This is a genomic window from Sinomonas cellulolyticus, assembly GCF_014656475.1.
Lineage (GTDB): Bacteria > Actinomycetota > Actinomycetes > Actinomycetales > Micrococcaceae > Sinomonas > Sinomonas cellulolyticus.
This window is the reverse complement of the sequence record NZ_BNCM01000004.1, coordinates 98,876-111,705: the sequence shown is the minus strand read 5'-3', so window position 1 is coordinate 111,705 and position 12,830 is coordinate 98,876. Positions and strand designations below refer to the sequence as shown.

The window sequence follows — 12,830 nt, the reverse complement described above, 5'->3', positions numbered from 1 at the left end:
GGAGAGAGAGGCTCCCATGGATCTGACATTCACCGAGATAGAAGCGGCGCCGCCTCCCAGAACCTGGACGTGGCTCGGGATTGCGTGCGTCGCCACGCTTCTGCTCGTCCTGTTCCTCGCTGCGCCCGCGGCGGCCGCCGTGGCGGGGCTGGTGCTTCTGGCCGCCCTGCCGCTCGCCGTGATCGCTGGCACGAGGCGGACGAGGGCGCCGCTGGCCGTGGCCGGCGTCCTGGCCCTCATGGCGCTCGGCTCCTCTGCTGTCTCGCTCGCCGTATCCATGAACGGGCCCGCCTCGCTCCCCCGCGCCGCGCGCACGCTACCGCCGGCCAGCAGCGCGGGCCCGTCTCCCGCCGTCGTGCCTCCCGTCCCCTCGCAGGGGCCGGCAAGACCGCTGCCCGCCCCCGCAGAGATCGCTGCCGCGCCGCAGCCGCCCGAGCCGACAGCCACTCCTCCGCCACCGGCCGCTGCCGCTCCTGCCCCTGAAGTAGCACCGGCGGCCGCCGCTCCCGCCCAGGCGCCCCAGGCCGCCCAGGCACCGGCCCCTGAGCCGGCCGAGGTCCAGGCACCCGCTCCCGCACCCTCACAGCCCTCTCCCGTGCCCTCGCTGGCAGTGCAGAACACCCTCTCCACGCCCGCCTGGGGCCAGCTCCCTGAGCCTCAGCGCGAGCAGCTCTGCGCGGCCGCGGAGAGCAGCGGACTGAAGATGCCCCCAGGGCAGTGCAAGTGAGGCGTCATAGTCGGTTCAGTTGGGCGGGAACAGCAGCAGCCTGAGGTCTCAGGCCTAGGCTGGATATCGGGATCCAGGGGACAGGAGGCCCGTGATGACGTACCGGTACTTGCTGCTCGGCGACAAAGTGACGTTCCACGACACTGGCCCGCATCCTTTCAACGTCCGGGCGGTCTCTCCCGACGGGCGGACCGTGATCCTGTCCCGCCCCGTGGACCGGGGCGCCTCTGCGGAATACACGATGATCGACTGGGAGCGCGGGGTGCGCGGCTCAGATGGTACGGGCGGACAGGGGATCCGCATCACCTCCCAGGCCCACCACCGGCTTCAGCACTTCTTCACCGGTCCGGCCCTGGCTCTCTCCCGCACCGACGAGGGGTCAGCGCCCACACAGTCCGTCCTCGCCTTCGGCGACTGGACGCCGGTGCTCATCGCGACCGTCAACGGGCACCCTTAGGCACGGGGTTCGCCGGAGCAGAGCGTCCCCGCCTTTGCGTCAGGCGAGCGGACCCAGAATGATAGGAGCCGTGGAGAGCACGAGCGGGGAACGGGTGGCGAACGGCCTCCCCCTCGTCGACCTCCCGCTCGAAGACCGCGTCCGCCTCGCGCACGCCCTCATTGAGTCCGCCGCCACTGGCGTGGAGGTGGACCTTCTGCACATCAAGGGCTACTCGGCCGCCCCGGGCCTGTACGCCCCGGGCCGCGAGAGCACCGACGTCGACGTGCTGGTCCGACCCGCGCACGTGGACGCCCTTGTTGAGGCGCTCCACGCCCGCGGCTGGAGGACGGTGACCACCTTCCGCACCGGCTCTGTGTTCCATCACGCCATGACCCTGTGGCACGACCAATGGGGCTACGTCGACGTCCACCGTGCCTTCCCTGGCGTCGGAGTCCCGGCGGAGGAGTTCTTCGAGCTGCTGTGGGAGCAGCAGACCACGGCGGATATCGCAGGATGGCCGTGCCGGGTGCCGTCCCGGGAACACCACGCGCTCATGATCGCCCTGCACGCCGCGCGCGACCCCTACCGGGGGGCCGACGACGTCACGCACCTGCGCTCGGCGCTGACCGCGGATCAGTGGGAGAGGGTCGAGGCGCTCGCCGGTGTGGTGGGGGCCCACTTGGGCTTCGCCGCGGCGACGGGGCGTCTCGATGAGTGGGCGGCGCACCCCGAGCACGATGTCTGGGAGGTCATGTCCCACGGAGGCACCCGGGTGGAGCTGTTCCGGGCCCGGTGGCGTGCGGCGCAGGGAGCGGCCGAGCGCGCCGAGCTGCTCCGGTCCCTTGTCGTGGTGAATCGGGACCATCTGCGCATGCGCCTTCACCGCGAGCCGGGCTTCGCAGACATCGCGAGGGAAGTCTGGGCACGGGCACTGGACGTACTGCGCGCTGCGGGTGGACGGAACCGGCGGGAGAGCTCCTCAGCGCACGACGTCGGGTAAGCGGCTCAGGTGCTCGGCACACCTCTGGGCTGGATTACCGGCGTGGCGCGGTGCCGGCGAGGGCGTACACCTCATCACGAAGCCGGTCGCGGAAGCGTTCTTCCGAGAAGGTTTCGGCATGCTGCCGGATGGTCCGGGCATCCCAGTCGCCAACGGTGAAGCCTCGTACCGCTTCCCGTATGGCGGTGGCAGTCGGCGCCTCGATGAAGACGCCTGTCTCACCCTCGATGATCGTGTCGAGGTAGCCCCCTGCGCGCAGGGCGATGGTCGGCTTGCCCCACGCGGCACCCTCGAGTGGAGTGATCCCGAAGTCCTCGTAGCTAGGAGCAATCACGGCGGCGGCCGTGGAGTAGGCCCAACGCATCTGCGCGTCCGTGAGGTGGGATGCGAGCCGCACATTGGGCGGCATGGCAGCCCGGAGGTCCGCGGCCATGGGCCCGGCGCCGATGACGAGGAGCCGCTCGTCGAGTCCTCGGAAGGCCTCCATGGCCTGGTCCACGTTCTTATACGGCAAGAGCCGGGAGACTGTGAGGAAGTGCCCTCCCGGGCTGAGGAAGTCCTCGAGCCCGGGAATCGAGTCCCGCGGCCCTTCCGTGTCGACGCTGTGGGGAGGGTGGAAGACCTCAGCCTCGCGACCATAGACCGCCAGGATGCGTTCGCGGACCACGGTCGAGTTGGCCACGTATGTCTCCGGCCGTGCCGCGGCACGCTGGTCCCACCACTTCAGGAACGGGCGCAGCGCTGCGAGTGAAAGGCCCTTGGCAGACCGGGCGGAGGAGCCGCCCAGGTACTGCTCCGTGAGGTAGAGCCACCGGGCAGGCGAATGGCAGTATGCGTACACCACGCCGTCGGTCCTGAAGCCGTGCGCCCACCCGCTGGTCGACGTGACGACGATGTCGGCCGGGATCCTCAGCGACTGGGATGCGGGGGCCAGTACCGGCAAGGCGAGCCTGTGGTCCCTGCGGAACGCGGCGATCCTGTTCAGGGGCGAGGTGACGATCTCAGCGTCCCGGAACTCGGGGTAGGTCCCGTCCGGATCGTAGAGCGTGGTGTAGATGGTGGCCTCGGGGAAGGCACGGTGCATGGCGAGGACTACCCGCTCGGCTCCCCCTCGCTGGGTCAGGTAGTCGTGCGCAATGGCGACCACTGGCTTCTGTCCCATCAGAACCTGCTCCGCGCTCGTTCGGGATATCGGATGCCAGCCAGGCCAGCCGACTCGACAGCGAGGGCCACGAGCTTCTCCGCCGCCCGGGCTGGGAGGAATCGTCCGGTGAGGTCGACGGCAGGACCGTAGAGACTCAGGGTCCGCTCGGAGACGAGCGCCGCGGACGCCCGCACCAGCCGGTCCCAGGTTCCGGTTCCTTTCGACGGTTCCGACAGTGCCTCTGCGCCGTGGATGCCGACGAAGGTCTCCCGAGCGGCACCCGAATGGAGGGCCCTCAGTGCGCGTATGGTGGTGGTCGTCGCTGCCACGTGGTGGACCGCGCTCAGCTCGGGAACGATCCGAACTGCAATCCCGGCCTGGTGAAGACGGTAGCCGTAGTCGACGTCCTCCCACCCGTACCGGCGGAAGCGGGCGTCGTAGCCCCCGATCCGCTCATGCACCTCGCGCAGCACCGAGACGTTGCCAGCCCAGTAGCGCCACTGCCCATCCGGCGGCGCCGCGAGCGCCTGCTCGCGGAAGCGGGCGTCGGCGCGCATTCCGTAGGCTCTGGCATAGGGAGTGTCCGGGAGAGAGTTGAGGTAGAGGCCGATTGCTCCGTGTTCTCCTTCCTCATGCTGGCGCACATGCGCGGACACGTACCCCGGAGCCGGCTCAAGGTCGTCGTCGGCACGGATGAGGACTCTGCCGCGCGCAGAAGCCGCCCCCGCGTTCAGCGCAGCGGAACGACCCTGGTTCTCAGCGAAGACGACAGAACGTACAGGAAGCCTGGCCGACCAATGTGCCACAACGTCAGCCGTTCCGTCGGCATCGCCGTCCACCACGACGACCACCTCGAAGTCGTCCGTGTCCTGCGACTCTAGGGCCTGGAAGAGTACTGGCAGTCGGCGAGCACCAGCGTGCGTCGGCACAACGACCGTGGCAGCGGGGGTTCTCATGCTGACCCCCTCAGATCCGGCACCTGGTCGGCGACGATCCCCAAGCTGACCAGCAGGTCACGCAGGCGCAAGCGACCGGCCTCCGGCGAGTACGACGCCGACCATCGCCGGTTGGCGGCGTCGACGGCGTCCACGGCGGGCAGGGCGGCGACGCACGCCCGAATGGCACGGGTGAGGTCCGCGCTGTCACCGGCGCGGGCGATCCACGGGTGATTGGGCCCAACGACCTCAGGCAGAGCACCGGCGTCGGTCACCACGACGGGCACCCGAGCGGACATGGCCTCGGCGGCTGCCAGTCCGAACGACTCGGGCGCCACCGAAGGCACGACGAGGAGATCGATTGTCCCGAGGAACTCGTCCGGCGGCATCCAGCCAAGTCGCTCAACGGCGCTGCCCAGTCTGCGCATGCGCCCCTCGAGGAAGGCCCTCTCGCGCGCGTCCACGAATCTGGGCTCCCCGGCGATCCGGAGCCGGTACCCACCCGGCTTTTCGCGCAGGAGCAGGTCGAGCGCGTCGGCGAGGACGTGAATTCCCTTCGCCTCGGACGGGCGTCCGAGGAAGCCCAGACGGACAGGGCCGCTCCCGCGATTCGTAGGAATGCGCTCGAGGGGGGCCGTCCAATTCTGCAGGGACACAGACCCGTGAACCCTTGCGGCGACGAAATCCGATGGGACCACCGTGGCGAGGGCTCCGAGCTTCGCGGCGAGGACCGCCGGACGCTGGAGCGGAGCGGGCAACTGGTGGAGGTGCACGACCCGCCTCCGGCCTCCCGCGGTTGCTGCGGCTGGCACAAGCCCGTTGCACCATAGGAGGCCATCGCGGTTGTCCTTGCGCCATCGCCGGAGCGAGCGCATGTAGGAGATGCGGTCCGGACCGGCGACTGCGGCGGTGGGAAATCCACGCTCGGCGGCCTCCCTGAGGATCCCCTTGGGCCTCTCGGGCCCGACCACGGTGACGTCGAGGCTGAAGGAGCGCATCGCCTCGGCCATCGCAAGGAGCATCACCTCACCGCCGCCGATCTCGGCGTTGTTCGCGGCGATGCAGATGGGTTGCGGGCTCATGCCGCTTCAACTCCCGACGGGCGACGCCGTCGTGCTGAAAGAAACACCACCGCAACTGCCCATAAGACAGCGCAGGATCCGACTAGAGTCTCGGCCACTGACCATCCGCCCCTCTCCAGATATGAACCAAGGAACCACCACGGCGGCACCGCGAGCACGACGACGCCGGCAGCCGCGAGCAACATCAGGTCCCATCCCTTGATCAGCCATCCGCGGGCCACGAGGAAGAGCACTGGAACCACAGCAAGCACCCAGTGGTGGAGCCATGAAATCGGCGAGATGAGCAGTACCACGAGCGCATTGAGAGCAAAGGGCCCGACCTCTTCCACCCGTCCATGATCCAGCACGCGCATGGCCCGCACCCCGAACGCCACGACAATCGCACAGGCGCACAGCCAGACGATCCACGCCAAGCCCTCGAGATGTCCGGTTGAGGAGGCAGCAAGGCGTGAGATGAGACCCGCGAGGCTTTGATTGAGCGCAGCCGTCTGAGCGCCCACGCGATCGGTGTCCCACAGGAGCTTGGTCCAGTAGACGAAGGAGTCACTCGGTGCCACTATCCACCCGAGGGCAGTGGTTGCTGCCGCTGAAGCCATGATCCTGAGGACAGACGGGATGTCCTTCCGCACGAGGAACAGCAGGATGAAACCCGCGGGAGTCAGCTTGATGGCGGCTGCCACCCCGATGGCAATTCCTCGCCATCGCGAGCGTGCCCCGAGCGCATCGAAGACGATTAGCACGGCCAGAAGGAGATCTACCTGCCCCGAGCCGTACGAGCGTTGGACGGGATACCAGAGGAGCGCGAGGGGCGCGACAAGAAGGGCCAGCCAGAGCGCTGACTCGGACGGCGCGCCGAGACGCCTGACGGTGAGGAGAACGACGGCATACACGGACAGTACACAGGCTCCCTGGAGCAGTGGCACGGCGGCCGGGAACCACGCGAACGTTGTGAATACCAGAGCAGCGAACGGGGGGTAGGTAAACCCGAATCCGGTGTCCGAGGTGGAAAAGCCATAGACGCTCTCGCCGTGCAAAAGTCGCTGGGCAGCGGTCATATAGATTTGCCCGTCGGATCCCGTGAAGCCCTGACGGGACATAGCCGTCATCGCTGCAATGACTCCGAGGATCACCACATTCAGCGCAACAATGACCCATCGGGTGCGCTGCAGGAAGAGGAACTTCGACAGGCTGGGCACGGCGTGCACGCTTCGCTCAGCAGTCATGGCCGCGCCCTCCCCGCCACGCGCACTGATGGGCCCTGGTCGACTACACGTGAGGGCGGCGGTGACGACGCTCTCACGAGCAGTCCGAGCGCCATGGTCATCGGGAGCGCAAAGAGCACTTCGCCCAACTGTTGCGAGCAGATGAGCAGAGCAAGGACCGCTCCCTCGACCCAGATGCTCCGATTTCCCCGTCTCTTCCGGATGGCGAAAATAACGACGACCGCGGCGAGAAGCAGCACGAGGCCGACACCGATCCAGCCGAACTCGGCAACTCCCGACAAGTAACTGTTGTGAAAGAAGAAGTTCTTCCGGCCCTCGGGGACGTAGACGGTACCCTGTCCGGGGCCATGCCCGAGCCAAGGGCTGGCTGCCACTTTGGCATCCTCGGCGGCGAGGATCTTGGTGCGGAGTATGTCGCTGCCTTCCCTGCCCTCGAAGAACCGGCTCGCCCAAGGCATCGCACCCAGGATTGGCACCGCGGTGACGACCACGGTCATCGCGGCAACCGCAAACCAGGCATGCAGCCACCGACCCAGGAGGACCCAGAGCAGGACCATCGCGGCCGCGAACAGCGTCGTCCGCGACTGCGTCATGTAAATGCCGAAGAAGGCGACACCCCCAACCACAATGCGGGAGGACCGACGCTCGAGGAGTGCGATGCACATCGCGGCGGACGCAACCAGGATCATACCGCCCGTGTTCGGGTCACCGAACAGGCCTGTCATGCGGCCCGCATAGGAACTCGACCCGAGACGTACGACTCCGTAGACGGTCCCGATGACAATGCCGACGCCCATTCCGCGGGCCAATGACGGCGTGTGGACTCGCCCGAAGATGATGACCGCCCCTAGGAGGGCCCACAGCGCCAGGTGCCCGACTCTCGTCACCGAGAACGTACCGGTCACGAGAATGACAATGCCGACCCAGACTGCGAAGAGAAGCACCGGGACGTAGTAGGCCCGGCCGGGAACCGGGCGCAACTGCGGGGTCCGGAGCAGCGCGAAAGCAACCAGCAGCGCGGCAGCCAGCTCGCTGACCGTGAGAGAGAACGGCCAGCCGGGGAAGTCACCGGCCTTGTAGAGAACGAAGATCCCCAGAAGGAATTCGACGAGACGCGTCGGCGAGGAGGTTCGTGTAGCCCCTGTTGCGACGCCGGTGCCGGGCGTCACGGTCTCTCCTCGTAGACGCCCGCAGTCTTTCGGGCCATCTCGGCGCGTGAAATCCACGATGACCCCGGACGCTCGTCTGAGGCGAGCTGGGCGGCTATGGCCGAGGCGACTGCATGGGCATCCTCGGCCTCGACGAGGCACCGCTCCGGCAGGATCTCGGGGTTACCGCCCACCGGCGTCGCGACGACGCCGAGCCCGGCGGCAACGGCGTCGAGCAGGGTGTAGGAGCAGTTCTCCCACACGGAGAGCTGAACAACCACATCCGCCTCGCTCATTGCCGCGCCAGCATCGACAAAGCCGGGGAAGGCCACGGAGTCCGCGAGGCCGAGCGTTCTGGCTTGCGCCTCGAGGGCGCCCCGGTCGGGTCCATCCCCCGCCACGGTCAGTATCGCCTCGGGATGGGTCAGGCGCAGACGAGCGAAGGCCTCGAGGAGCTCCGGAATGCGCTTCTCCGCGGAGAGTCGGGCGAGTGAGAGGATTCGTGGGCCGCCACGGGAAGCGCCGCCCGTACCACTGACCGGCGCCGCGGTGCGGATGCGTGCGGTGACCTCGTCCGCGTCCACGCCGTTGGGGATCACGGTCACGGCCTGCCGGGGCTTCCACTTGTGAACCATGGCCCACTTGGTCGCCTCGGCCACGGCGATGACGGCCGACGCCCGGCGCAGCCGCAGGGCGTGCACCGCGGCCATGAGGCGGGACTTCCAGGCCGAGCCGTGGTAGACGGCGTCGTCGCCCGCGATGCCGTGCTCGGTCGTCACGTAGCGCGCCCCGGTGCCGATCGTCGCGACGGCCGCGACAACGTCCGCATACGCCAGATGCGCGTGGACGACAGACGGGCGCAGCGCGCCGATGTTCTTCCGGAGCGTCTTCACGGAGGCGATGAAGCCGGCGGCCGGGCCGAACGGGCCGGTCACGACGGCGGCGCCTGCCTCCTGCAGCTTCCCCGCCAGCGGTCCCTCGGGGCACAGGACCACGAGCCGCCACCCGGGCAGCCCCACGGCGGCCACGTCGAGGACGTGCCGGGCCACGCCCCCGAGGTCCGGGACCGGAATGGCCCACAGCGCGATCCGGGCGGCGTGGGGCGAGCGCGCGCCGTCGAGCGCCATCAGAACCACGCCTCGAGCCGGTCCAGGGCCGTCCAGAAGCCCTCGCCGGAGTTGACGTGGCCCTGCCAGATCTCGGGGATGAAGCTCACCCCAGGGGCGAGCCGCTCGAGCTGCTCGGCGAGCGCGGGCCAGTCCACCTCGCCCTCCCCCACCTGCACGCCCTCGCCGTCCACGCCGGTGGCGTCGACGAGGTGGAGGTGGATCGTGTGCGGGGCCAGGAGCTCCACGGCTTCGGAGAACTGCATGCCGAGGAAGTTGGCAGCGAGCTTGGAGTGGGAAACGTCGAGGCACAGCCTCGTGCCGGTCGCGGCCGCGAACTCGGCGGTATCCCTCGGATCGAGGAACAGGTTGTGGAACTGCTGGCCGCCCATGAGCCACGGATACGGGGGCAGGGTCTGGGCCGCGATCCGCACGCCGGTCGTGTCGAGGCGCTTGAGCGCGTCCGCGATCCGCTCGTACATGGCCGGCCGGGCGGACGGGCTCACGTGGCGGTCCTTGGTGAAGCCGCCCATGGTCACCACCATGATCGGCTCATCCTCGCGCTTGAACCAGGTGGTGAGCGAGCGGGTGATGTCGATCGTGCGCTGCACCTCGGCGATCGACCGCTCCCACACCTCGGTGTCCTGCGAGGCGAGGTCCACGAGGAAGTCGCCGGCGAACAGGTCGGGCAGGTGCGTGGTGAAGCCCATGTCGAGCGGCTGGGTGAAGACCGCATCGGGGTCGATCTCGAGGTCTTTGTAGGAGAAATGGAACTCGAGGAAGTCCGGCGTGCAGTCCGCGATGAGCGCCGCGTGGTCGTGGTAGCGGACGGGCAGGCCCCAGGGGCGGCGGAAGGCGAAGTCCCGGCCGGTGGGCACGACGTCGGCGAGATCGCCTTCGAAGAAGAAGTCGCCCTCGGCAAGCGTGCGCCTCAGGGTCCGGCCCAGTAGGCGCGGGAGGGCGTTGGGCTGGAGGCCCCGGCCCGGGCTGCGCACGTCCACATCCGCCTCGCCGATGAGCGTCCCCGCCGGGATCGGTCGCGCGGCGACGAGGGACTTGGCGAGGTTGACGCGGTTCATCATCTCGCCGGTGGAGACCTGGCGTGGGGCAGCGTCGCCGATGGACTCCTCGACCTCGCGGATGCGGGCCACCATCGCGGCGAATTCGTCAGGCAGGAGCGAGACCTTGTGGTCGTTGCCTTCCATGGCGGTGTCCACGGTGAAGTGCTTCTCGATGATCTTCGCCCCGCGCGCTACCGCCGCGACGGGCACGTGGTAGCCGCGCTCGTGGCCCGAGTAGCCCACGATGCAGCCGCCGATCTCCGCGAGGCGGTCCATGTAGGCGAGGTTCACGTCCTTGAACGGGGCGGGGTAGGTGGACTGGCAGTGGAGCATCGCGAAACTCGAGCCCATGGAGCGCAGAAGCCCTGCGGTCTCGCGGATCTCGTCCTCGCGGGACATGCCGGTGGAGAGGATGAGCGGCAGGCCGCGGGACCCGGCGTCGCGGAGCAGGCCGTGGTTGGTCAGGTCCGCGGAGGCGATCTTGAGGGCCGGGATGCCGTAGTCCGCGAGCGCGGCGACGCTCGGAGCGTCCCACGGCGTGCACATGACCTCCACCCCCCGCTCCCGCGCGTGGTCGAAGACGCCGAAGAGCTTCTCGGCGGGCAGGGAGAACCGGGAGAGCAGGTCGAGCGTGTACTGGGCGCCGAGGTCCTCCCCCGCGCTCGAGCCGCCCGACTGGCGGTAGAGCGCGTCCATGTCCCGCAGCTGGAACTTCACGGCATCCGCGCCGGCATCCGCGGCGAGGTCCACGAGTCGCTTCGCGAGGTCCACCGAGCCGTTGTGGTTGTTGCCGATCTCGGCGATGAGGAACGCGGGGCTGTTCGGCCCGATCTCCTGAGTCCCGATCCGCAGCACGTCGGCGCGGTCCACGGCGATGGCCATGAGGTGCCCGCGCGTGTCCACGAGCGGCAGGTGCGTGACGCCCCGGGTGAGGTAGCCGCCGAGCTCCGCCGGCGGCGTCGTGTGCGGGGCGGTGCGGACGGAGCGGTTCGCGACCGCGAGTGCCGAGGCCGTCAGGTCCGCCGTGGGGTTGCTGACGATCCAGCGGCGGAAGTCGCCGTCGGAGAGGGAACCCTGGAGGATGCCGTGTTCATCGACGCAGAAGACGATGCGTTCCTGGTTGGCGGTGATCTTCTGCAGGGCGGTGAGGATCGGATCCTCGGAGAAGACGACATACGGCGTAATGTTCCGCTCGATGATCATTCGGCGCGTGCCTCCCCCTCCAGTTCCGCTCGGAACCGGTCTAGCTGCTGTGCGGCGACGGCGAGGTCGAGCTCGGTGTCGACATCGACGCCTTCCCTCTCGTCCATGACGAACAGGCCGATGCGGCCGCCGAGGCGGTTGTCGAGCTGTTCGTAGATGGCCGTCCGGGTGACGTAGAGCGAACCGGTCTCGCGGTAGCGGAAGTCCCGCTCAGTGAGCTCCTGACGGCGTGGCCTGCTCTCCACAGTGTACTGGGCGGCGGGCTGGCCCCCCTGTTCCTGCGGCAGAGTCCACAGGAACGGCGTCTGCGGGACCACGCCCACCAGGGAGTCCACGCCGGTCTCCCCGAACTGCGCGACGGCTCGGTCCAGAGTGCCCCGGAAGCGAAGCGGCGAGGTGGCCTGGAGGAGCATGACGGCGTCGGGTCGCCTCCCCTGCGCGTGGCGGAAGTCGATCGCGTGGCGGACCACGGGCTCGGTCGCGGTGGTGTCCTGGGCGAGCTCTGAGGGTCGAAGGAACGGAACATCGGCGCCGGCCACGCGTGCCACATCGGCGATCTCGGGATCGTCGGTGGAGACGAGGACGTCGAGGCTCGCGTTTGCAGCGAGGGCCTGCTCGATCGTCCACACCACGAGCGGCTTGCCGGCTACGTCTCGGATGTTCTTCCGGGGGATGCCCTTCGAGCCCCCGCGGACGGGGATGACGCAGAGGATGGTCACGGGCGGGCTCCTAGGGTCTCGAGGAGGGAGGCAGCGATGGCCTGAGCCGGCTCTGTGGCGGCCCTAGCGGGCGACGGCGTGGGCTCGCCTCCCCAGGGATGCATCTCGTACCGCTCCCAGAACTCGGAGAGCCATGCGGGCGGCCGGGGGTAATGGACCCAGGCTGGCAGACCGCGCGCGGCAGCCTCCAGGACGCCCGTTGAGAAGGCTGAGACCACGGGACGGCCGAGCTCGGCGAGCGGGAGGCCGGAGCGGTCGAACACGATGCCCTGGCTCTCCCATCGACGGTGCTGGAGGCGGGAGAGGATGTCCATCTCGGCGGGGTGAGGACGGTACTCGGACCCGGTGGTGCGGCAGAAGCCCCCGGCGGCGCTGGCCTTTCCGTAGCGCGGAAGCTCTGCGCCGTGCAGTTGGCCGAGGTACACCGGTCGCTCGGAAAGCAGACCGTCCTCGACCCGTGGACGCGACCCGGCGGCCCAGAGCAGCTGCGACCCCACGGATGTGTGGGTGACGTCAGTCCGCCCAGATGCCGCGAATTCCGCATCCGCGTCGCTGAACGAGAACAGGTGGACCTCGCGCGGCAGCGGCGGCGCGTGCGGGGTCAGGAGTCCGTGCTGCACGACGAAGAACTCCGCTCCGAGACCCCGAGCCCAGGCCTCCGCGAGCGCCCCGATCGGCAGGTAGTGCCCTACGGCGAGCACCGCCGTGGCGCCCTCGACCACGTCAGGGACCGTCGCGCCGTCGTGCATCTCTGCCGGGAGCTGCGTCCAGGTCCATTCGCCCGGCAGCAGGCCCTCGAGCCTCCGGTGGGCGAGGACGGCCGCGTCCAGGTGCGGGCCGAGAAGCTCGAGCGGGCGGATGAGAGAGGCGATCTGGGTGGGCGTCGTGGCGTCGAGCGCAACGAGCAGCCGTGGCGACGCGCCGCGGACGGCGAGCCAAGGACGCACCGGCGCCTCCGGGCGGAGGGCGCTGCGGACCATGCGGAGCGGGTTCTGACGCCGCTGCCAGGAACGCCACGCGGACAGGTCCTCAGGGAACATGAG

General features: G+C 69.1%; 12 protein-coding genes. 3 read left to right on the top strand and 9 right to left on the bottom strand.

Going from position 1 to position 12,830, the window contains the following annotated elements; translation table 11 throughout:
* Positions 1-16 precede the first annotated feature (16 nt).
* The 3 genes from IE231_RS06385 to IE231_RS06375 all read left to right on the top strand — a co-directional run bounded on the left by IE231_RS06385 (position 17) and on the right by IE231_RS06375 (position 2,166).
* Positions 17-727: a hypothetical protein gene (locus IE231_RS06385; protein WP_189693111.1), complete on the top strand. Its 711-nt coding sequence runs from the start codon at positions 17-19 to the stop codon at positions 725-727.
* A gap of 94 nt (positions 728-821) precedes the next feature.
* Positions 822-1,184, top strand: coding sequence for a hypothetical protein (locus IE231_RS06380; RefSeq protein WP_189693110.1), 363 nt, complete (start codon positions 822-824; stop codon positions 1,182-1,184).
* Positions 1,185-1,254: 70 nt separating this feature from the next.
* Positions 1,255-2,166 (top strand): nucleotidyltransferase family protein, encoded by a 912-nt coding sequence (locus IE231_RS06375; protein WP_189693109.1) that lies wholly within the window; start codon positions 1,255-1,257, stop codon positions 2,164-2,166.
* Between the two features lie 34 nt (positions 2,167-2,200).
* Here IE231_RS06375 and IE231_RS06370 read toward each other — a convergent pair whose 3' ends face one another.
* From IE231_RS06370 to IE231_RS06330, 9 genes are read right to left on the bottom strand one after another with little or no spacing between them, the layout of a single operon-like run.
* Positions 2,201-3,328, bottom strand: coding sequence for a glycosyltransferase (locus IE231_RS06370; RefSeq protein ID WP_189693108.1), 1,128 nt, complete (start codon positions 3,326-3,328; stop codon positions 2,201-2,203).
* A complete protein-coding gene (locus tag IE231_RS06365; RefSeq protein WP_189693107.1) occupies positions 3,328-4,266 on the bottom strand; it encodes a glycosyltransferase family 2 protein in 939 nt (312 codons plus the stop codon). Before IE231_RS06365 ends, IE231_RS06370 begins: the two co-directional genes overlap by 1 nt.
* Positions 4,263-5,327, bottom strand: coding sequence for a glycosyltransferase family 4 protein (locus tag IE231_RS06360; RefSeq protein ID WP_189693106.1), 1,065 nt, complete (start codon positions 5,325-5,327; stop codon positions 4,263-4,265). Before IE231_RS06360 ends, IE231_RS06365 begins: the two co-directional genes overlap by 4 nt.
* Positions 5,324-6,550: a glycosyltransferase 87 family protein gene (locus tag IE231_RS06355; protein WP_189693105.1), complete on the bottom strand. Its 1,227-nt coding sequence runs from the start codon at positions 6,548-6,550 to the stop codon at positions 5,324-5,326. Before IE231_RS06355 ends, IE231_RS06360 begins: the two co-directional genes overlap by 4 nt.
* A complete protein-coding gene (locus IE231_RS06350) occupies positions 6,547-7,719 on the bottom strand; it encodes an O-antigen ligase family protein (RefSeq protein ID WP_189693104.1) in 1,173 nt (390 codons plus the stop codon). Before IE231_RS06350 ends, IE231_RS06355 begins: the two co-directional genes overlap by 4 nt.
* A complete protein-coding gene (locus tag IE231_RS06345) occupies positions 7,716-8,825 on the bottom strand; it encodes a glycosyltransferase family 4 protein (RefSeq protein WP_189693103.1) in 1,110 nt (369 codons plus the stop codon). Before IE231_RS06345 ends, IE231_RS06350 begins: the two co-directional genes overlap by 4 nt.
* A complete protein-coding gene (locus IE231_RS06340; protein WP_189693102.1) occupies positions 8,825-11,068 on the bottom strand; it encodes an N-acetylneuraminate synthase family protein in 2,244 nt (747 codons plus the stop codon). The genes IE231_RS06345 and IE231_RS06340 overlap by 1 nt, the downstream gene beginning before the upstream one ends.
* Positions 11,065-11,787 carry an acylneuraminate cytidylyltransferase family protein gene (locus tag IE231_RS06335; RefSeq protein ID WP_189693101.1) on the bottom strand — a complete coding sequence of 241 codons (723 nt, stop codon included), beginning with the start codon at positions 11,785-11,787 and terminating at the stop codon, positions 11,065-11,067. Before IE231_RS06335 ends, IE231_RS06340 begins: the two co-directional genes overlap by 4 nt.
* The gene (locus tag IE231_RS06330) at positions 11,784-12,827 is read right to left on the bottom strand and encodes an RNA-binding protein (RefSeq protein ID WP_189693100.1); all 1,044 of its coding nucleotides are present in this window, start codon (positions 12,825-12,827) and stop codon (positions 11,784-11,786) included. The genes IE231_RS06335 and IE231_RS06330 overlap by 4 nt, the downstream gene beginning before the upstream one ends.
* Between the last annotated feature and the right edge of the window lie 3 nt (positions 12,828-12,830).

Coding starts and splice junctions, on each gene's coding strand:
- IE231_RS06355 (WP_189693105.1), bottom strand. CDS start 6,550: ATGACTGCTGAGCGAAGCGTGCACGCCGTGCCCAGCCTGTCGAAGTTC.
- IE231_RS06365 (WP_189693107.1), bottom strand. CDS start 4,266: ATGAGAACCCCCGCTGCCACGGTCGTTGTGCCGACGCACGCTGGTGCT.
- IE231_RS06330 (WP_189693100.1), bottom strand. CDS start 12,827: ATGTTCCCTGAGGACCTGTCCGCGTGGCGTTCCTGGCAGCGGCGTCAG.
- IE231_RS06385 (WP_189693111.1), top strand. CDS start 17: ATGGATCTGACATTCACCGAGATAGAAGCGGCGCCGCCTCCCAGAACC.
- IE231_RS06370 (WP_189693108.1), bottom strand. CDS start 3,328: ATGGGACAGAAGCCAGTGGTCGCCATTGCGCACGACTACCTGACCCAG.
- IE231_RS06345 (WP_189693103.1), bottom strand. CDS start 8,825: ATGGCGCTCGACGGCGCGCGCTCGCCCCACGCCGCCCGGATCGCGCTG.
- IE231_RS06360 (WP_189693106.1), bottom strand. CDS start 5,327: ATGAGCCCGCAACCCATCTGCATCGCCGCGAACAACGCCGAGATCGGC.
- IE231_RS06380 (WP_189693110.1), top strand. CDS start 822: ATGACGTACCGGTACTTGCTGCTCGGCGACAAAGTGACGTTCCACGAC.
- IE231_RS06340 (WP_189693102.1), bottom strand. CDS start 11,068: ATGATCATCGAGCGGAACATTACGCCGTATGTCGTCTTCTCCGAGGAT.